This is a genomic window from Psychromonas sp. L1A2, assembly GCF_009828855.1.
Classification (GTDB): Bacteria; Pseudomonadota; Gammaproteobacteria; order Enterobacterales; family Psychromonadaceae; genus Psychromonas.
The window spans coordinates 815,566-833,927 of the sequence record NZ_WUAG01000001.1; the positions used below are offsets into that span (position 1 = coordinate 815,566).

Annotated in this window: 19 protein-coding genes; 18 read left to right on the forward strand and 1 reads right to left on the reverse strand. The window is 37.1% G+C overall.

Going from position 1 to position 18,362, the window contains the following annotated elements:
* Window positions 1–6: 6 nt before the first annotated feature.
* From era to rpoS, 16 genes are all read left to right on the forward strand, one after another.
* Window positions 7–909, forward strand: coding sequence for a GTPase Era (era, locus tag GQR59_RS03615; RefSeq protein ID WP_025562911.1), 903 nt, complete (start codon window positions 7–9; stop codon window positions 907–909).
* A gap of 87 nt (window positions 910–996) precedes the next feature.
* Window positions 997–1,698, forward strand: coding sequence for a DNA repair protein RecO (gene recO, locus GQR59_RS03620; protein WP_160060740.1), 702 nt, complete (start codon window positions 997–999; stop codon window positions 1,696–1,698).
* Window positions 1,699–1,798: 100 nt separating this feature from the next.
* A complete protein-coding gene (gene pdxJ / locus GQR59_RS03625; protein WP_160060741.1) occupies window positions 1,799–2,539 on the forward strand; it encodes a pyridoxine 5'-phosphate synthase in 741 nt (246 codons plus the stop codon).
* Window positions 2,540–2,736: 197 nt separating this feature from the next.
* Window positions 2,737–3,963, forward strand: a complete 1,227-nt coding sequence (locus GQR59_RS03630) for an aminotransferase class V-fold PLP-dependent enzyme (protein ID WP_160060742.1) — start codon at window positions 2,737–2,739, stop codon at window positions 3,961–3,963.
* Window positions 3,964–4,045: 82 nt separating this feature from the next.
* Window positions 4,046–4,861, forward strand: a complete 816-nt coding sequence (gene mazG, locus GQR59_RS03635) for a nucleoside triphosphate pyrophosphohydrolase (protein WP_160060743.1) — start codon at window positions 4,046–4,048, stop codon at window positions 4,859–4,861.
* Window positions 4,862–5,122: 261 nt separating this feature from the next.
* On the forward strand, window positions 5,123–6,760 hold the full coding sequence (locus tag GQR59_RS03640) for a CTP synthase (protein ID WP_160060744.1): 1,638 nt from the start codon (window positions 5,123–5,125) through the stop codon (window positions 6,758–6,760).
* 123 nt (window positions 6,761–6,883) lie between these two features.
* The gene (gene eno / locus GQR59_RS03645; RefSeq protein ID WP_160060745.1) at window positions 6,884–8,182 is read left to right on the forward strand and encodes a phosphopyruvate hydratase; all 1,299 of its coding nucleotides are present in this window, start codon (window positions 6,884–6,886) and stop codon (window positions 8,180–8,182) included.
* 1,086 nt (window positions 8,183–9,268) lie between these two features.
* Window positions 9,269–9,829 (forward strand): phosphopyruvate hydratase, encoded by a 561-nt coding sequence (locus tag GQR59_RS03650; RefSeq protein WP_160060746.1) that lies wholly within the window; start codon window positions 9,269–9,271, stop codon window positions 9,827–9,829.
* 108 nt (window positions 9,830–9,937) lie between these two features.
* Window positions 9,938–10,219: a cell division protein FtsB gene (gene ftsB, locus GQR59_RS03655; RefSeq protein ID WP_160060747.1), complete on the forward strand. Its 282-nt coding sequence runs from the start codon at window positions 9,938–9,940 to the stop codon at window positions 10,217–10,219.
* Entirely contained in the window at window positions 10,220–10,906 is a 687-nt protein-coding gene (ispD, locus tag GQR59_RS03660; RefSeq protein ID WP_160060748.1) for a 2-C-methyl-D-erythritol 4-phosphate cytidylyltransferase, read from the forward strand.
* A 43-nt stretch (window positions 10,907–10,949) separates the two neighbouring features.
* Window positions 10,950–11,432: a 2-C-methyl-D-erythritol 2,4-cyclodiphosphate synthase gene (ispF, locus tag GQR59_RS03665; RefSeq protein WP_160060749.1), complete on the forward strand. Its 483-nt coding sequence runs from the start codon at window positions 10,950–10,952 to the stop codon at window positions 11,430–11,432.
* Window positions 11,429–12,472, forward strand: coding sequence for a tRNA pseudouridine(13) synthase TruD (gene truD / locus GQR59_RS03670; protein WP_160060750.1), 1,044 nt, complete (start codon window positions 11,429–11,431; stop codon window positions 12,470–12,472). Before ispF ends, truD begins: the two co-directional genes overlap by 4 nt.
* Window positions 12,469–13,221 carry a 5'/3'-nucleotidase SurE gene (gene surE / locus GQR59_RS03675; protein WP_160060751.1) on the forward strand — a complete coding sequence of 251 codons (753 nt, stop codon included), beginning with the start codon at window positions 12,469–12,471 and terminating at the stop codon, window positions 13,219–13,221. The genes truD and surE overlap by 4 nt, the downstream gene beginning before the upstream one ends.
* Before the next feature lie 98 nt (window positions 13,222–13,319).
* Complete coding sequence (locus GQR59_RS03680; protein ID WP_201288010.1) at window positions 13,320–13,901, forward strand: YqaA family protein; 582 nt, start codon at window positions 13,320–13,322, stop codon at window positions 13,899–13,901.
* Window positions 13,902–13,907: 6 nt separating this feature from the next.
* A complete protein-coding gene (locus tag GQR59_RS03685) occupies window positions 13,908–14,789 on the forward strand; it encodes a peptidoglycan DD-metalloendopeptidase family protein (protein ID WP_160060752.1) in 882 nt (293 codons plus the stop codon).
* A gap of 107 nt (window positions 14,790–14,896) precedes the next feature.
* Window positions 14,897–15,895 (forward strand): RNA polymerase sigma factor RpoS, encoded by a 999-nt coding sequence (gene rpoS, locus GQR59_RS03690; protein ID WP_160060753.1) that lies wholly within the window; start codon window positions 14,897–14,899, stop codon window positions 15,893–15,895.
* A 496-nt stretch (window positions 15,896–16,391) separates the two neighbouring features.
* On the opposite strand, the gene GQR59_RS03695 is transcribed toward rpoS, so the two are convergent.
* Window positions 16,392–16,577 carry a DUF3545 family protein gene (locus tag GQR59_RS03695; protein ID WP_201288011.1) on the reverse strand — a complete coding sequence of 62 codons (186 nt, stop codon included), beginning with the start codon at window positions 16,575–16,577 and terminating at the stop codon, window positions 16,392–16,394.
* Between the two features lie 210 nt (window positions 16,578–16,787).
* On the opposite strand from GQR59_RS03695, the gene GQR59_RS03700 reads away from it, so the two are divergent.
* Both GQR59_RS03700 and GQR59_RS03705 read left to right on the forward strand, forming a co-directional pair.
* Complete coding sequence (locus tag GQR59_RS03700; RefSeq protein ID WP_160060754.1) at window positions 16,788–17,312, forward strand: GspH/FimT family pseudopilin; 525 nt, start codon at window positions 16,788–16,790, stop codon at window positions 17,310–17,312.
* The gene (locus GQR59_RS03705; protein WP_236546638.1) at window positions 17,306–18,004 is read left to right on the forward strand and encodes a PilW family protein; all 699 of its coding nucleotides are present in this window, start codon (window positions 17,306–17,308) and stop codon (window positions 18,002–18,004) included. Before GQR59_RS03700 ends, GQR59_RS03705 begins: the two co-directional genes overlap by 7 nt.
* Window positions 18,005–18,362: the final 358 nt, after the last annotated feature.

Sequence of the window (18,362 nt, forward strand, 5' to 3'; positions counted from 1 at the left end):
TAAATAATGACACAAAAATGTGGCTTAGTCGCAATCGTCGGGCGTCCTAATGTAGGGAAATCAACGCTTATTAATGCATTGCTTGGTCAAAAAGTAAGTATTACTTCACGTAAAGCACAAACAACGCGTCACCGTATTCTTGGTATTGATACTGATGGTGATTATCAAACCATCTTTGTTGATACACCTGGATTACATATTGAAGAAAAACGTGCCATTAACCGTTTAATGAATCGTGCCGCATCAAGCTCAATCAATGATGTAGAAATGATTGTGTTTGTAGTTGAAGGGACACATTGGACTGCTGATGATGAAATGGTATTGAGAAAGTTTGAATACCTAAAATGCCCTGTTATTTTAGCCGTTAACAAGATTGATAACGTCGAAGATAAAGAATTATTATTACCGCATTTACAGAAGATCGGTAAGCTTTATAACTTTGCACATATTTTGCCGATGTCAGCTAAATCTGGTGATAACGTTGAAAAAATTCGTGAATGGGCTAAAGGCGTTTTACCTGAATCTGAGTTTTATTTCCCAGAAGATTACATTACCGACCGTTCTTCACGTTTCATGGCGTCTGAAATTGTACGTGAAAAGTTAATGCGTTTTTTAGGTGATGAATTACCGTATTCAGTGACCGTTGAAATCGAACAGTTTAAACAAAAAGCTAATGGTATTTTGCATATTAATGCGCTGATTTTGGTAGAGCGTGATGGTCAAAAACGTATGGTTATCGGTAATAAAGGCGAAAAGCTGAAAGCGATAGGCATGCAAGCGCGAATTGATATGGAAGAGTTATTTGACTCTAAAGTATTCCTAGAAATTTGGGTTAAAGTTAAATCTGGTTGGGCTGATGACGATCGTGCATTACGTTCATTGGGTTACGGCGATGATTATAACGGTTAATAGACATTAATAGGGCTTTGCTTAAGGCTTTTGCTGGCAAGCTTTGACTTTTCATAATGGTTATTTTCTGCTTATAGAGGCTATTTAATGTCTATTGAGTGCCACAATGCTTTTATACTTCACCGTCGTCCTTATGGTGAGACGAGTCAACTTGTTGACCTGTTTTGCCAAGACGTCGGTAAAGTAAGCCTTATTTTTAAAGGCGGTCGTAGTAGTACTCGCATGAAACGCGGCATGGCTCAGCCATTCACGTTATTGCTCGCCAGTTATTTTGGCCGTGGTAGTTTAAAAACGGTTAAGTCTCTAGAGGCGCAAACTCAAGTTGTACCATTACATGGGCAACGTTTATATATTGCGATGTACGTTAACGAGCTGCTATATCGTTTATTGCAAGCTGAGACCGCCTGCGATGGTCTTTTTGAATGTTATCAACGTACTCTTATTAGTATTGCCCGTGATGACGACCCACAAAAAGCACTACGTTTGTTTGAATTAACATTGCTAGAAACATTAGGTTACGGTATTAACTTCGACCATGATGTTTATAGCGATGAAATTATTGAGTCAGGTTTTCAATATCAATATCAACAGCAACTTGGTTTTTTTGCTAAACAAGCTATTTGTAAACCAGAACAGGTTTATGATGGACAGGATATTATTAATTTATCGCAACGTGAACTCGATAGTGAAGCAACATTGAAAATGGCAAAACGTTTTTGCCGTCAAGCATTGGCTAATTTATTAGGTGATAAACCGTTACATAGCCGAACGTTATTTGCGGCTAAATAACTAAGCCAAATAAATAAAGCAAATAAGTAAGCCAAATCAATAGCAAAAAAACTAATAATAACAATAAAAATTGTAACAGTAATAGCATAAAGGAAAGAACATGAGCAAAATTTTATTAGGTGTGAATATCGACCATGTTGCAACACTTCGTAATGCACGTGGTACATGTTACCCAGAGCCGGCACATTTAGCGGCTGTCGCAGAGACTTCAGGTGCCGATGGTATTACCATCCATCTACGTGAAGATCGTCGTCATATTCATGATCGTGATGTTGCCGTGCTAGCTCAAACTTTACAAACACGCATGAATCTTGAAATGGCAGTGACTGACGAAATGGTTGAAATAGCGTTAAAAACTAAACCAACATTTGTTTGTTTAGTGCCTGAAAAACGTGAAGAGCTCACCACTGAAGGCGGTTTAGATGTGGTGGGTAATTACGATAAAATAGCAAATGCAGTGAGTCGTTTAAATGCGGCGAATATCCAAGTTAGTTTGTTTATTGACCCTGAAGCGGCACAAATTGATGCTGCCGTTAAAATGAAAGCGGCTTATGTTGAATTACATACAGGTCAATACGCTGATGCTGAAACTGAAGAGATTCAAGAAGCACAGTTAGCGCGTGTTGCTAAAGCGGCAACCTATGGTCATCAAGTCGGTATTAAAGTAAATGCGGGTCATGGTTTGAATTATCACAATGTTAAACCTATTGCTGCTTTACCTGAAATTATTGAGCTTAATATTGGACATGCTATTGTCGCACGTGCATTAGTGGATGGTTTCTCTGTTGCAGTGAGTGAGATGAAGCGTTTAATGATTGAAGGTCGTAATCACAGTTTATAGGTTACAATTTATAGGCCGTAGTTTATAAGCTATCTTAATAAACTATCTTAATAAACGACTTATAAGTCTTAGTTTGACTAAGAATAAGCATTAATCGAACAGAATGATCAATGCTTATTCTTCTGCTTTCATACTTAAGCCTACTTAAGTTAATAATAATATATCTATTGTTTAATTCCCTGTTGTAGAGGTGTCACGTGAGTTCAGATCTTTATATTGAGCAGTTACGAACCCAATTTCCTATTTTAGATCAGCAAGTAAATGAGCATCAGCTTGTTTATCTTGATAACGCCGCTACTACGCAAAAGCCACAATCCGTCATTGATGCTATCTGTCATTATTACCAAACCAGTAATGCCAATGTACACCGAGCTAGCCATGCTTTAAGTAACCAAGCAACGTCATTATTTGAACAAAGTCGAGTCAAAGTACAAACATTTATTAATGCACAACGTTCAGAAGAAATCATTTGGACAAAAGGCACAACCGAAGGCATTAATCTATTAGCTAATGTATTTGCAGATCAGTTACAGGCTGGCGATGAAATTATTATTAGTGCTTTAGAGCATCATGCCAATATAGTACCTTGGCAAATGCTTGCTAAAAAAACAGGTGCAGTGCTTAAGGTCATTCCTTTAACTGAACAGCATTGTTTAGATTTAACGGCCTTTCAATCTTTACTCTCATCAAGCACTAAAATTGTTTCTATTGCGCATGTTTCCAATGCACTTGGCGTTATTAATCCCATTAAAGAAGTGATTGAATTAGCACATCAACAAGGCGCTAAAGTGATTATAGATGGGGCACAAGCTGTTGCGCATATTGATGTAGATGTACAACAACTTGATTGTGATTTTTACCTCTTCTCTGGGCATAAATTATTTGGCCCAACAGGTATCGGTGTGTTGTATGGAAAACTAGATTTATTAAATCAACTTCCACCATGGCAAGGCGGCGGTGAAATGATTCAAACTGTCACCTTTGAAGAAACCACCTACAACCAGCTACCTTTCAAATTTGAAGCGGGTACGCCTAATATTGCAGGTGCTATTGGCCTAGCCGCAGCCATTGATTTTGTAAATGCTCTAGACACTGAATTTTGTCAAAATCATGAACAAAGCTTAATTGAATATACTGAAAACGCCCTAAGCGAGATGCTTGAAATAAACCTATTTGCCAAAGGATTAACAAAGTCAGGTGCCATCAGTTTTATTGTGAAAGGTGAGCACAGCGCAGATATTGCCATGTTATTAAATGCACAGGGTATTGCTGTTAGAAGTGGAACGCATTGTGCGATGCCATTAATGTCAGTATTAAATTGTAATGGGACGGTGAGAGTGTCTTTTTCTGTTTATAACACACTGGATGAAGCCAAGGTGTTTGTCGATGCATTACAAAAGGTGATTGAGCTTTTAGGTGATTAAGTCGACTCTCAACTAAATCAAAGTATCGATTAGGCTATTAATTAAATCCGTTTTTCTTCTAAGTATTTATTTAGGAACTATTATGTCAGCAAACTTAACGCAACTATTATCAATCATGCAGCAACTACGTACACCTGAAACAGGTTGCCCTTGGGATCTAAAGCAAACCTTTGATAGTGTCGTACCTCATACCATTGAAGAGGCTTATGAAGTGGCAGATGCTATTGCGAATAAAGACTTTGATGACTTAAAAGGGGAGTTAGGGGATTTATTATTCCAAGTTGTTTTTTATGCTCAGTTAGCTAAGGAGCAAGGTTTGTTTGAGTTTGATGACATCCTAGAAGTGTTAAACGAAAAGTTGATCCGTCGGCATCCTCATGTGTTTTCTACTTCAGAGTTTACAACTGATGCAGAAATCAATGCGAATTGGGAAGCTGAAAAAGAAAAAGAGCGTCTTAAAAAAGCCAAGTCTTTAAACACAGAAGAAAGTATTTTAGATAACATACCACTTGCTTTACCTTCATTAACACGTGCTTATAAAATTCAAAAACGTGCCGCGAGTGTTGGTTTCGATTGGGCTGAATTAGAACCTGTTATTGCTAAAATCCATGAAGAGATTGATGAAGTTTTAGTAGAAGTGAAAAGAACTGATTTAACTGAAGCGCAACAAAAAGAAAGAATTGTTGATGAATTAGGTGATTTATTATTTGCTAACGTTAATCTTGTTCGTCATTTAAAGGCCAATCCAGAACAAGTATTAAATCAAGCAAACCAAAAGTTTTCATCAAGATTTAAGCTTGTAGAACAACATGTTAAATCTTTGGGTAAAGAGATGGGTGATTGCACATTGAATGAGTTAGATTCAATTTGGAATCAGATAAAGAAAATCCCGTCTTAAACTAGACCCCATCTAAGGTCTAACAATCACCATCAAAGCACTTTATTACTAATAAAGTGCTTTTTCGTTTGTCGAAAATAGCGCACCTTGTTATACTATTGTCCCATCTAAATGCTCAATTTTCTCCATTTTGATAAAACGGTCACACTTCAAGACCCTAACTTTACTTATTTATAAGTTGAGTTTTTTTGCTGTGTGGTGTTTTTATTTGGCAGTGAAATTAGGATTCTTTTTTCTCATTCTTAATGGCTCAGGGTTATTATGACAACAAAATATATATTCGTAACGGGTGGTGTGGTTTCATCACTTGGTAAAGGTATTGCCGCAGGTTCTCTTGCCGCAATTTTAGAAGCGCGTGGTTTAGACGTAACGATTCTGAAACTTGACCCATATATTAACGTTGACCCAGGGACTATGAGCCCAATTCAGCATGGTGAAGTATTTGTAACCGACGATGGCGCAGAAACGGATCTAGACTTAGGTCATTATGAACGCTTTATTCGTACCAAAATGACTAAACGTAATAACTTTACAACAGGTCGTATTTACTCTGACGTACTTGCTAAAGAACGTCGTGGTGATTACCTGGGGGCAACTATTCAAGTTATCCCACATATTACAAATGAAATTCAAGCGCGTGTTATTGCTGGCGGTGAAGGACATGATGTAGCGATAGTTGAGCTAGGTGGAACGGTTGGCGATATTGAATCACAACCTTTCATTGAAGCTATTCGTCAATTAGGTTTAAAAGTAGGCCAAGAAAATGCAATGTTCATGCATTTGACTCTATTGCCTTACTTGAAAACAGCTGGCGAAATTAAAACTAAACCAACACAACATTCTGTAAAAGAGTTGCGTAGCTTAGGTATTCAGCCTGACATTCTTATCTGTCGAAGTGAAGTGAGCTTTCCTGCAAACGAACGTGCAAAAATTGCATTGTTCTGTAATGTGCAAGAGAAGTCAGTTATTTCATTGCGTGACGTAGATTCAATTTACAAAATTCCAGCATTATTAAAACAACAAGGTTTAGATCAAATCTGTGTTGAACGTTTTGGTTTAGATTGTCCTGAAGCAGATTTAAGCGAATGGGCAAAAGTGGTTTCTGAAGAAGCAAATACAACCAGCGAAGTTATTATCGGCATGGTTGGTAAATACACTGAGTTACCAGATGCTTACAAATCAGTTAATGAAGCATTGAAACATGGCGGCTTAAAAAATGCTGCAACAGTGAAGATTAAATATATTGATTCACAAGATGTTGAAATTAAAGGCTTAGGCGTATTAGAAGGTATTGATGCAATCCTCATTCCTGGTGGGTTTGGTGAGCGTGGCGTAGAAGGTAAAATCTTAGCTGCACAATATGCACGTGAAAACAAAATTCCTTACTTAGGTATTTGTTTAGGTATGCAAGTTGCGCTTATTGAGTTTGCACGAAATGTTGCTGGTCTTGAAAATGCTCATTCAACAGAATTTAATACTGAAACAAAATATCCAGTGGTTGGTTTAATCACTGAATGGATCGATAAATCAGGTGAAGTTGAACAACGTACTGAAGACTCCGATCTTGGTGGTACGATGCGCGTAGGCTCTCAAAAATGTCATTTAGCGGACAAATCTAAAGTATTAGAAATGTACGGTAGTAAAGAAATTTTTGAACGTCATCGTCATCGTTATGAAGTTAATAACAATTTATTACCGGCGATTAAAAAAGCAGGTTTGAAAATTACTGGTTTGTCAGAAGACAAAAAATTAGTAGAAATAATTGAAAATCCAAATCACCCTTGGTTTGTTGCTGCGCAATTCCATCCGGAGTTCACATCAACACCACGTGATGGTCACCCATTATTTAAAGGGTTTATAAAAGCTGCGATAGATCATCAACAAGGTCGTTTTTCATAGTTTTTGTTGACCAGGTCACGTTATTTTGTTAAAAAATTGCACAATAAAACGTTGTTGAAGTTATTAACAACTCGTTACAAAGAATTTTTAAAATTTTATTTTTATTAAAACAAAGGAATAATCATGTCAAACATAGTTAAAGTACTTGGTCGTGAAATCATGGATTCACGTGGTAACCCAACTGTAGAAGCTGAAGTTCATCTTGCTGACGGTTCTATCGGTATGGCTGCTGCACCTTCTGGTGCATCTACTGGTTCTCGTGAAGCTCTTGAACTACGTGACGGCGACAAAGCTCGTTACTTAGGTAAAGGCGTTCTTAAAGCTGTTGCAGCTGTAAACGGCCCAATCGCTGAAGCGCTAGCTGGTAAAGATGCAACTGCACAAGCTGAACTTGACCAAATCATGATCGACCTAGACGGTACTGAAAACAAAGCTAAATTTGGCGCAAACGCTATCCTAGCTGTTTCTCTTGCTGCTGCTAAAGCTGCTGCAATCTCTAAAAAAGTACCTCTATACGCTCACATTGCCGACTTAAACGGTACTTCTGGTGTTTACTCTATGCCTCTTCCAATGATGAACATCATCAATGGTGGCGAGCATGCAGATAACTCTGTAGATATCCAAGAATTCATGATCCAACCAGTTGGCGCGCCTAACTTCCGTGAAGGCCTACGTATGGGTGCTGAAGTATTCCATAGCCTAGCTAAAGTACTTAAAGCTGACGGTCACTCAACTGCTGTTGGTGATGAAGGTGGTTTTGCTCCTAACCTTGAGTCTAACGAAGCTGCACTTGCTGCAATCGAAAAAGCAGTTGCAAATGCTGGTTACGTATTAGGTAAAGACATCACATTAGCGATGGATTGTGCTGCATCTGAGTTCTACGACAAAGAAGCAAACATATACGATCTTAAAGGTGAAGGTAAAAAATTCACATCAGAAGAATTTAACTTCTTCCTACAAGATTTGACTAAAAAATACCCAATCGTTTCTATCGAAGACGGTCTTGACGAGTCTGATTGGGATGGTTTCGCACACCAAACTAAACTAATGGGTGATAAAATCCAATTAGTTGGTGACGATCTATTCGTAACAAACACTAAGATTCTTAAACGTGGTATCGACAACGGTATTGCTAACTCAATCTTAATCAAGTTTAACCAAATCGGTTCTTTAACTGAAACGTTAGCTGCAATCAAAATGGCTAAAGATGCTGGTTTCACTGTTGTTATCTCTCACCGTTCTGGTGAAACTGAAGATTCAACAATTGCTGATCTAGCTGTTGGTACTGCAGCAGGCCAAATCAAAACAGGTTCATTGAGCCGTTCTGATCGTGTTGCTAAGTACAACCAACTTCTACGTATCGAAGAAGCTTTAGGCGCAGCTGCACCTTACAATGGTCTTAAAGAAGTTAAAGGTCAGTAATATTAGTACTTAACTTAGGTTAAGATTAATATTCTACTTTGATTTATAAATCCTCACTTCGGTGAGGATTTTTTTTGCCTGTTTTTTGGCGAAAGAACATTAAGCCGTTCAGACCGATTAACGACGGGCAACCAACTTCCACATCGCTAAGTTGTTTTAGGCGCAGCTGCACCTCATTAACTTCAGTCTTAAAGAAGTTAAAGGTCAGTAATATTAGTACTTAACTTAGGTTAAGATTAATATTCTACTTTGATTTATAAATCCTCACTTCGGCGGGGATTTTTTTTGCCTGTTTTTTGGTGAAGGGACATTAAGCCGTTCAGACCGTGTTGCATCACTTTATTAGCTGCGTAATATTAATTTCGGACAACCAACTTCTACGTATCTAAGAAGCTTTAGGCGCAGCTGCACCTCATTAACTTCAGTCTTAAAGAAGTTAAAGGTCAGTAATATTAGTACTTAGCTTAGGTTAAGATTAATATTCTACTTTGATTTATAAATCCTCACTTCGGTGGGGATTTTTTTTGCCTGTTTTTTGGCGAAAGAACATTAAGCCGTTCAGACCGTGTTGCAGCACTTTATTAGCTGCGTAATATTAATTTCGGGCAACCAACTTCCACATCGCTAAGTTGTTTTAGGCGCAGCTGCACCTCATTAACTTCAGTCTTAAAAAAGTTAAAGGTCAGTAATATTTAATCTTAAGTTCGGCTAGGAAAAATATTCAACTTTGATTTATAAATCCTCACTTCGGCGGGGATTTTTTTGCCTGTTTTTTCTTATTATTTATTGAGTTAGGAAATAAGCTGCAGAGTACTTAAGATATTATGGCTACTTTGCAATGTCGGTTTTATTTTGACTTTGGGGCGCTGGCTTTAGCCTGCATTTTTGTGTGTTGGTGTTGATAGGACAAAATAAGATAAAGATGAGCATTAAAAATAACGCTATTCCCTCGATTCTTTATTTGTATGTTGGGGCTTGATTATACAAAAGTAAAATTCACTTAACATTGTGTTAGAGCATATCTTATTTAAGTAACTCAGCGTAAAATGCGCGCTTTAAATTATATGAATCCCCTTTGGAGCTGTGATGCCTTCTCTTATTGATATACTTGGTTGGACAAGTGTCTTTTTTTACGTCTTTTTAATGATTTTTAATGGTATGAAGAATGTGCGACTTGCTTCGTTTCTCTCTGTGATTAATGATGTTATGTGGGGTGTGATGATAGGAGTTATGCCTAAAGTATTGCTAAATCTGGTTGTCGGTAGTGTTACTTTATATCGTTACTTATGTGACTTTACTCATTTCTCTCGCAAAATGACGCGTTTAATATTAATTATTATGGTTGCTTTTCTATTGTATGCAACGTACTTCTCTGTGAATAATTATCTAGCTAATCCGTCATTGGGACTGTTATTAACGTGGGCAGACTTTGCTATTATTTTAACGGCACTCAGTTTTAAAAAATTACGACTTTTCCAATTTTTTATGTGGATATCAGCTTTCGTTGGTGGTTATGCTTATTATTTATTAGGCATTGATCAAATGGTTGTTATTAAAATGATTGTGGCATGTATTATGTCCCATAAATTATTTATTCATCCATTATTCCCGCAATTAGAAAGCAAACTGCTTTTCTGGAAGAAATAAGTTTTATTCAGCCTAATGCTACGCAACTAAATTTAGTGTGTTTGAGTTGATTTTAATTTTCTGTTTAATGTGGGATGATTAACTTTTTTAATACTGAGTTTAAATATCATGCGCTTACTGTTAGCTATCTTTATTTTTATATTTTCATTATTGCAATACCATTTATGGTTTGGAAAGAATGGACTGCAGGATAATCGAGAATATTCTAAAGAGGTCGCATTGGCGACTGCTGGTAATACAGAGCTAACAACGCGCAATCAAATGATGTTTTCAGAAATCGATAATCTAAAAACAGGCACCGAAGCGATAGAAGAACGCGCCCGTAATGAGTTAGGTTTAGTTAAAGAAGGTGAAACCTTTTTCCGCATTGTTCCAAAGGAAGATAACTAGATGAGTGAACTTTCTTTTTCTGTTGTCATACCCGCAGCAGGCATTGGCAAACGTGTCGGTGCTGATATTCCTAAACAATATTTAACTATTTTAGATAAAACCATCATTGAACATAGTCTTGCCCCTTTTCTTGCCCACCCTGATATTAATATAGTCATTGTTTCTGTCGCTAAAAATGACCAATGGTTTAAACATTTAAAGGTTGCGCAACATCCTAAACTGACCATAGTGGAAGGCGGTAAGGAACGTGTCGATTCAGTCCTTAATGCATTAAAAATGTTACCAAATGATGATTATGTATTGGTGCATGATGCGGCTCGTCCTTGTTTACAAACAAGTGACATCGATAAGTTAATTTCTCATGCTCGTGCGACTAAAACGGGGGCAATGTTAGCTTCTCGAGTACGCGATACAATGAAACGTACCAATCAAGACAACCAAATAGAACATACTGTTGAACGACAAAATTTGTGGCATGCGTTGACACCACAAATGTTTAATAATAAACAACTGATTACCGCTATCTGTAATAGTGATGAACAACATCTGATTACCGACGAAGCTTCTGCTATTGAACTTGCTGGCGGTTCCGTCACTATTATTGAAGGGCGAAGTGATAACTTAAAAGTGACTCAGTCTGAAGACCTGTTATTAGCAGAATTTTATCTGTCTAAATTTAGTTCTTAAAATTTAACACTTAAAGTTTAGCTCTCAAAATTAAGGAAACAATATGATCCGTATCGGACATGGTTACGATGTACATAAATTTGGCGGTGAAGGCCCAATTACCATTGCAGGTATAAAGATTCCTCATGACAGAGGATTATTAGCACATTCAGATGGCGATGTTGCTATTCATGCACTTTGTGATGCAATATTGGGCGCATTAGCGCTCGGTGATATCGGTCGCCACTTTCCTGATAATGATGATGCTTTTAAAGGTATTGATAGCCGAGAGTTATTGGTTAACGTATATGGACAAGTAAAAGAAAGAGGTTACCGCTTAGGTAATGCGGATATTACCATTATTGCGCAAGCCCCTAAAATGGCCCCTTTTATTGATCAAATGTGTGCTGAGTTAACGCGATTATTAGAGACTGATGAAAACAATATCAATGTTAAAGCGACAACAACCGAAGAGCTAGGTCCAATGGGACGTAAAGAAGGTATTGCAAGCCATGCTGTGGTTATTTTATTGAAGGAAGGACAATGAGTGAGACTCAGCCTGAAAAGAAAATCTATTCATTAGATTTTAATTACTTGTATGGCAAACCAACCTGTACTGCTCGATTTAAACAACATTGTGAAGACTTTAGAGTAGAAGAGCACTTAGACTTTGAATTAACAGGGGAAGGTGAGCACGTTTGCTTATGGGTAAAGAAAATTGGAGAAAATACTGATTATTTAGCCAGACAGCTTGCTAAATTTGCTGGCATTGCAGCTAAGAATGTCAGTTACGCAGGTATTAAAGATCGCCATGCGGAAACATACCAATGGTTCTCGCTTTATATCCCAGGTAAAATTACACCGGACTTCAGCACCTTCGAATCTGAAGGCGTGACCATTTTAAAAGTGATTCGTCATAATAAAAAACTACGTACTGGCTGCCTTGACGGTAATAAGTTTGCCATCGTATTACGTGAAGTGTCAGATAAAAGTGCTCTACAAATAGCATTAGATAAAGTACAAAATGGCGTACCTAACTATTTTGGTAATCAACGTTTTGGTTTTGATGGCCATAATGTGAATGCTGCTCTACAGCTGTTTAATGGCAGAAAAATTAAAGATAGATTTAAACGTGGCATGTATCTTAGTGCAGCACGAAGTTATCTATTTAATCGAGTGATATCACAACGCATTAGCGATAACTTACAATCTTCTCCGTTGTTAGGGGATTGTGTTCAGTTTGTAGCGAATCGCTCTTTCTTTCCTTTACCTGATTTATCTGAGCAAACATTGCAACGTTTAACGACTCGTGAGGTCTGTTTAACAGCTCCATTATGGGGTGCTGGTGAATTAACATCTACTGAAGACGCCAAACAGTATGAATTAGATTGCTTAGCAGAATTTGAAGACTTACAGACAGGATTAGCGAAAGAAGGTTTAAAACAAGAACGACGCCCTTTGTTGTTAGTACCCGAACAGTTTAGTTATGAATGGTTAGATGACTCATCAGTGCGCATTGAATTTTATTTACCATCAGGCTGTTATGCAACCAGTGTAGTACGTGAACTTATCGAGATAAGCGGATGATGTTATTGATTAGTAATGATGATGGTGTACTTGCCCCTGGTTTATTAGCGTTACAGCAACATCTAAGTCAAATATCAGATGTACAAACAATGGTGGTTGCGCCTGAACGAAATCATAGTGGTGCAAGCAATTCATTGACACTTGAACAACCTTTAAGAAGACAAACCTTAGAGAACGGCTTTATATCAATTAATGGTACCCCAACGGATTGTGTTCATTTAGCGTTATATAAATTTTGTGAAACACCGCCTAAGTTAGTGGTTTCTGGTATTAATGCTGGTGCGAATATGGGCGATGATGTTTTATATTCAGGCACTGTTGCTGCTGCAATGGAAGGGCGCTTTCTTGGATTGCCTGCCGTAGCCGTTTCACTTAATGGTACTGAACATTATGAAAGCGCAGCTCGCTATGCAAAGCAACTTGTTGAACATTTGTTAGCATCACCTTTAGCACAACACCAAGTGATTAATATCAATGTACCTGACTTGCCTTATGAGCAAATTAAAGGCGTGAAAATAACTCGTTTAGGAAAGCGTCATCAAGCAGAGTCGGTTATAGAAAGCGTTGACCCAAGAGGACAAGAAATATTTTGGATTGGCCCTCCAGGTAATATTGCAGATGCAGGCGAAGGAACCGACTTTAACGCGGTTGAACAAGGTTATGTCTCGATAACACCACTTAAAGTGGATTTAACAGCGACGGAACAATTGCCTATTTTAGAACAATGGCTAAATGCAACGATTAAATAAAACGGTTAAACAATATAGTTAAACAACATAGTTAAACAATTATAGTTAAACACCGCTGTTAAAAGTTTAGGCATTTAAACCTATCAAAGAGAAATACTGTGAAAATTTTTGCCCCTTTGTATGAAAAAGTAATGTGCTGGTCAAGGCATAAAAATGCACCATTTTATCTTTACCTTACTGCATTTATTGAGTCTATTTTTTGGCCTATCCCTGTTGATATCATGTTAGCGCCTATGGCGTTAGCAAAACGTCATCTGGCTTGGCGATTTGCATTGGGGGCAACTATCTTTTCCGTATTAGGCGGTGCTGCTGGTTATTATCTTGGTAGTGCTTTATATGATCCTGTGGTGTTACCGTTTATTGAAACGATGGGGTATCAAGGTAAAATGGTTACAGCACAATCATGGTTTATTGAATGGGGAATCATGGTTATTTTCATTGCTAGCTTTACACCGATCCCATTTAAAGTGTTTACTATAACAGCAGGCGTGATGGGGATGGTATTTTGGCCATTTATATTAACTGCATTTATTGGGCGTGGTTTACGTTTCTTTTTGGTGGCTGGATTAATGGTATTAGGTGGAGAAAAAATGGAAACTAAATTAAGTCGGTATATCGATGCACTAGGTTGGATGACGATTATTGCTGCTGCTATTTTATATTTCACCTTGAAGCATTAATTTATTGTGAAATATTTACTATTCATCTCTTTGCTTTTCTTATCTGCTTGCTCTTCGCCAGGTGGCCGTGCTCCCGTATCTGATGTTAAATCAAAATCAACCCCTTATGTTGCAAGTGGCAAAAGCATTAAGGAAGGGCAAAAAAAATATTTAGTACAAACCGGCGACACGCTTTATTCCATCGCATGGCGTGCAGGTGTGAATGTAAATACACTCATAAAACGCAATAACTTAAAAAAACCTTACATAATTAGAAGTGGGCAAGTATTAACGTTACGTAACAGTAGTACTAAAGCGACATCAAATCCTAAAATCGCCTCTAATTCACAAGGTCAAAAAAAAGAGAGTTCTGAAAGTTGTTCAAATCAAAAATGTAAAAAAAATAACCAATTAGGGGTTGTTAAAGTAAAGCCAAAAGTCTACTCTAAGAATGTTGTTGACAAAAAGGTGACCAAAAAGCCGAAAGTGACACAACAAGTAACTCAGAAAAAAACACCTGAAAAGGTAAGTGCAAAAGTAACTGATTGGCAATGGCCAAGTAAAGGTAAGTTAGTTAAATCCTTTGCAAGTTCAACTCAGGGAATGAAAGGAATATCTATTTCAAATTCTCGTGGTTCGTCAGTATATGCTGCTGCTTCAGGTGAAGTTGTTTACGCGGGTAGTGGGTTAAGAGGATATGGAAATCTAATCATTATTAAGCATAATTATGATTACCTCAGTGCTTATGCACACAATGACAAACTACTCATAAAAGAAAATGAGCACGTTAAAATAGGACAAAAAATAGCTGTAATGGGGGATAGTGGAACGGATAGCGTTCGTTTACATTTTGACATTCGCTACCGTGGAAAATCTGTTGATCCTTTGCGTTACTTACCAAAGAGGTAATGATGCTATAAATGCAGCGAACTATTAATTCTCTGAAAAATGAAGAGATTAATATAGTGCATTTTAATAGTTCATCAAGATTAATCGGTATAAAGGGAGTGTTAACCATGGTAGGAACAGCCGCAATTAAGGTAGAAAAACTTAGAACAGACCAATTTAGTAATCATGTCGTTAGTGATGATAACCAACAAGGATTTAAGGTTGTCAAAACAAATACATCTCGAGTCAAAGGCGCCACTGCTGAAAAATTTAGTGCTGGCACTGGTCATAAAATTATGGACGCGACTCAACTTTATCTCGGAGAGATTGGTTATACTCCTTTATTAACCGCTCCCGAAGAAATTTATTATGCTCGTCGCTCACAGCGCGGTGATGAAGTTGCCCGTAAACGTATGATAGAAAGTAATTTACGACTCGTTGTTAAAATATCCCGCCGTTATAATAATCGTGGATTATCATTGCTCGACCTAGTCGAAGAAGGTAATTTAGGGTTAATTCGAGCGGTTGAAAAATTTGACCCTGAAAAAGGTTTTCGTTTTTCAACTTATGCAACTTGGTGGATACGTCAAACTATTGAACGTGCCATTATGAATCAAAGTCGCACTATACGTTTACCTATTCATATTGTTAAAAAATTAAATATCTACTTACGTACCGCAAGAGACTTAGCACATAAACTAGCCCATGAACCAACCCCTGAAGATATTGCAAAAGAATTAGATGTTTCTGCAAAAGAAGTGTCAAAAATTTTAAAGTTGAATGAACGTATTAGTTCAGTTGATACGCCGCTCGGTCAAAGTTCAAATACTGAATTATTAGATATCATTCCTGATAGTAATGAATCAACTCCTGAAAATACCCTACAAACCAATAATATGAAGTTACGTATTGTAGACTGGTTGGAAGATCTAAATCCCAAACAGCGTGAGGTATTAGCAAGACGTTTTGGTTTATTAGGCTATGAAGCAGATACCTTAGAAAATGTAGGTAAAGAAATTGGATTAACACGAGAACGTGTTCGTCAAATTCAAGTTGAAGCATTAAAAGCGCTTCGTGAGGTGTTATCTGAGCAAGGTTTATCAATTGAATCTTTATTTCAGGCCTAATTAACTTAACACCTAAAAGTAACGTTTAAAAATAGTTATACCGATTACATTAAATAGGTGATCTAAACTTTGCGCAGGAAAAGTAACTTAGTTAATCCTCTATCGGAGAATTAACCAAAAGATGTTAATGCTTTAATGGCTGTTCCTTAGAGAAATTCACAACGAGGAAGTGGGCTGTTTTAACAAGTAAAATAGATAAGCTATTTATTGTGATTGGTATTAAGTGTTGTCTTTAAAAATAATAGTTAGTATTAAATAAAAACGCATCCAATGGATGCGTTTTTTGTTTTTAATACGTTAGTTTTAGGCGTCAGTTGATACCTTTTGAAGATTAACTTCGTTAATCGTCTATCTGAGAATTAACTAAAAGATATTAATTCTTTGATAGTTGTTTCTTTTGCGAAACTTATAACGAAAAAATAAGTTATTTTAACCAGTTAAATAGAGCTATTATGCACTTCAAGGTTGAATCTGCCTAAGAGTAGTACTAGTTCTTCTACATTAATTCAGATTGAGAAAAACTAAAGGAAGGGTCGATTTCTTTTAGCTCTTTAGCTAACGAGAGTTGCGCTTTAGCATTTTCAATTTCACGCCATTTACGTGGTTTAGCTCTACGCTTTGCTGGAACTGCGTATAAATTATCTATATTCATGTCTACTTCATTCATCTGAGTTTGTTGCATGTTATATCCTTAATTTTACGTACCAGTGTGTTTGTTACTGTGAATACAATAAAGTGACTATATGACAATTTTATGACATCTGTGTTTTACTTTAATTACACTTTTTCTACCTAATTAGTCGTAAGGTTAGAAATAACCTTTTGTTCTATGCTTTCTAATCAAACTTTTTATTTTGTCTTTAATGATGATTTTAAACGTTAGGGGAGAGGTATGTTTATTTTAAATCATAGAGGTTTTACCTTGATAGAACTCATGATCACGCTTGTTATTTTGGGGATTGTGATTGCTATATCAACCGCATCTTTTCAAAATTTAATCGCAGATCAAGCTTTGTCGAAGGCTGCTAGTCAGGTTTACTACACACTCCAATTAGCTAAAACAGAAGCGGTTAAGCGTAATCAAAAAATTTATGTTCAGTTCTGCAAACAACAATCCGTTTGGAAGATGGGAATGAGTAACTTTTCAGGTTGTGATTGCTTTAGTGCTAATTCATGTCAATTAGATGGCATAGAAAAAGTACAAGATTTAGCAGACGGAGAGAGAATATTTATTGATGAAAACGACATAAATTTTACAGGTTATCAAGCATCTTATGGGCCACTGCGTTTTTCTGTAGAAACGGGATCGGTAATTTTAACTAATCAAGATAATAAAAGGCTGTCAGTGATACAGAGTGCGATGAGGCTAAGAGTCTGCGCTCCAGATGAAGCCTATTTGGGGTACAAGCAATGTTAACGTTGACTGCGATGATTAAAATAAGAAGCGAATTAAGAGCTCAGACAATACCTAACACCACACATAACGCAACAGCCACTAAGCATTTAGCAGCAGGTTTTACCTTTGTTGAAGTATTGATATGCCTAGTATTAGGTTCGTTACTATTAAGTATGGTTATAGGTCTCTACATCACTAATGTTACTGGTAGTACAAAAATGCTTCAAATGTCACGTTTACGAACTGATCTACAAGCATTAGTGGGCGTGATTGAAAATGATATCCGTCGAGCAGGTTATGGTGGGGATCAATTTATGGTTGGCTTAGACCAAGGAAAAATGGTGGATTCAAGTAATAGTAGTATTCAAAAATGTATCGTTTATTCGTATAACTATAATGATGCAGCAACACCAACCTCATCTCATGTGATGGCTTTTCGCTACTCAGCTATAAATGAAAGTATCCAGTTTGGTAGAAATGTTGATCGACAAGCCATTAATTGTTTGAATGGAGGTTACTGGGTTAACTTAACTGATCCTGATTTTTTAAAGATAACAGAGTTAAATTTTACAGAAATATCTGATACTAATCCTGATACACAAGTGACATTACGTAGCATTCAAATCACTATCACTGGCGAACTCGTCGAAAACAGCGAATACAGTTATCAAATAGCAACGCAGATACAGGTACGCAATCGCGAATTTAACTGAGTATCAGTAAAGTTTAGTTGCATGTGGTCATTTTCTTTTGACCTCGGGCGCATGGCGAATTAGGCAAAGCTTAGTGTCATGAGCGGAGAAGCTCTGCGAGTCCTGTTTTCAGCTTGCAGGTTTTGTGTGTGCTTTTAATGTAAAGTTTGTTCTTATTTTTGATTACCTTTTAAAATTCAACACAAAAATCCCTGCAGGCTGAAGCCAGCGCCCCTAAAAATAAACTATTGCTTAGCATAAATACTATGATGATTTGACCTAGGGCGCATGGCGAATTAGACCAAGCCTAGTGTCATGAGCGGAGGAGCTCTGCGAGTCTTGTTTTTAAATTACATATATTAATCTGACTATTTCGTGT

What these genes read in the sequence shown, in the direction of transcription:
- era (WP_025562911.1), top strand. Translation starts at nt 7, where the DNA reads ATGACACAAAAATGTGGCTTAGTCGCAATCGTCGGGCGTCCTAATGTA.
- recO (WP_160060740.1), top strand. Translation starts at nt 997, where the DNA reads ATGTCTATTGAGTGCCACAATGCTTTTATACTTCACCGTCGTCCTTAT.
- pdxJ (WP_160060741.1), top strand. Translation starts at nt 1,799, where the DNA reads ATGAGCAAAATTTTATTAGGTGTGAATATCGACCATGTTGCAACACTT.
- mazG (WP_160060743.1), top strand. Translation starts at nt 4,046, where the DNA reads ATGTCAGCAAACTTAACGCAACTATTATCAATCATGCAGCAACTACGT.
- GQR59_RS03640 (WP_160060744.1), top strand. Translation starts at nt 5,123, where the DNA reads ATGACAACAAAATATATATTCGTAACGGGTGGTGTGGTTTCATCACTT.
- eno (WP_160060745.1), top strand. Translation starts at nt 6,884, where the DNA reads ATGTCAAACATAGTTAAAGTACTTGGTCGTGAAATCATGGATTCACGT.
- GQR59_RS03650 (WP_160060746.1), top strand. Translation starts at nt 9,269, where the DNA reads ATGCCTTCTCTTATTGATATACTTGGTTGGACAAGTGTCTTTTTTTAC.
- ftsB (WP_160060747.1), top strand. Translation starts at nt 9,938, where the DNA reads ATGCGCTTACTGTTAGCTATCTTTATTTTTATATTTTCATTATTGCAA.
- ispD (WP_160060748.1), top strand. Translation starts at nt 10,220, where the DNA reads ATGAGTGAACTTTCTTTTTCTGTTGTCATACCCGCAGCAGGCATTGGC.
- ispF (WP_160060749.1), top strand. Translation starts at nt 10,950, where the DNA reads ATGATCCGTATCGGACATGGTTACGATGTACATAAATTTGGCGGTGAA.
- truD (WP_160060750.1), top strand. Translation starts at nt 11,429, where the DNA reads ATGAGTGAGACTCAGCCTGAAAAGAAAATCTATTCATTAGATTTTAAT.
- surE (WP_160060751.1), top strand. Translation starts at nt 12,469, where the DNA reads ATGATGTTATTGATTAGTAATGATGATGGTGTACTTGCCCCTGGTTTA.
- rpoS (WP_160060753.1), top strand. Translation starts at nt 14,897, where the DNA reads ATGGTAGGAACAGCCGCAATTAAGGTAGAAAAACTTAGAACAGACCAA.
- GQR59_RS03695 (WP_201288011.1), bottom strand. Translation starts at nt 16,577, where the DNA reads ATGCAACAAACTCAGATGAATGAAGTAGACATGAATATAGATAATTTA.
- GQR59_RS03700 (WP_160060754.1), top strand. Translation starts at nt 16,788, where the DNA reads ATGTTTATTTTAAATCATAGAGGTTTTACCTTGATAGAACTCATGATC.
- GQR59_RS03705 (WP_236546638.1), top strand. Translation starts at nt 17,306, where the DNA reads ATGTTAACGTTGACTGCGATGATTAAAATAAGAAGCGAATTAAGAGCT.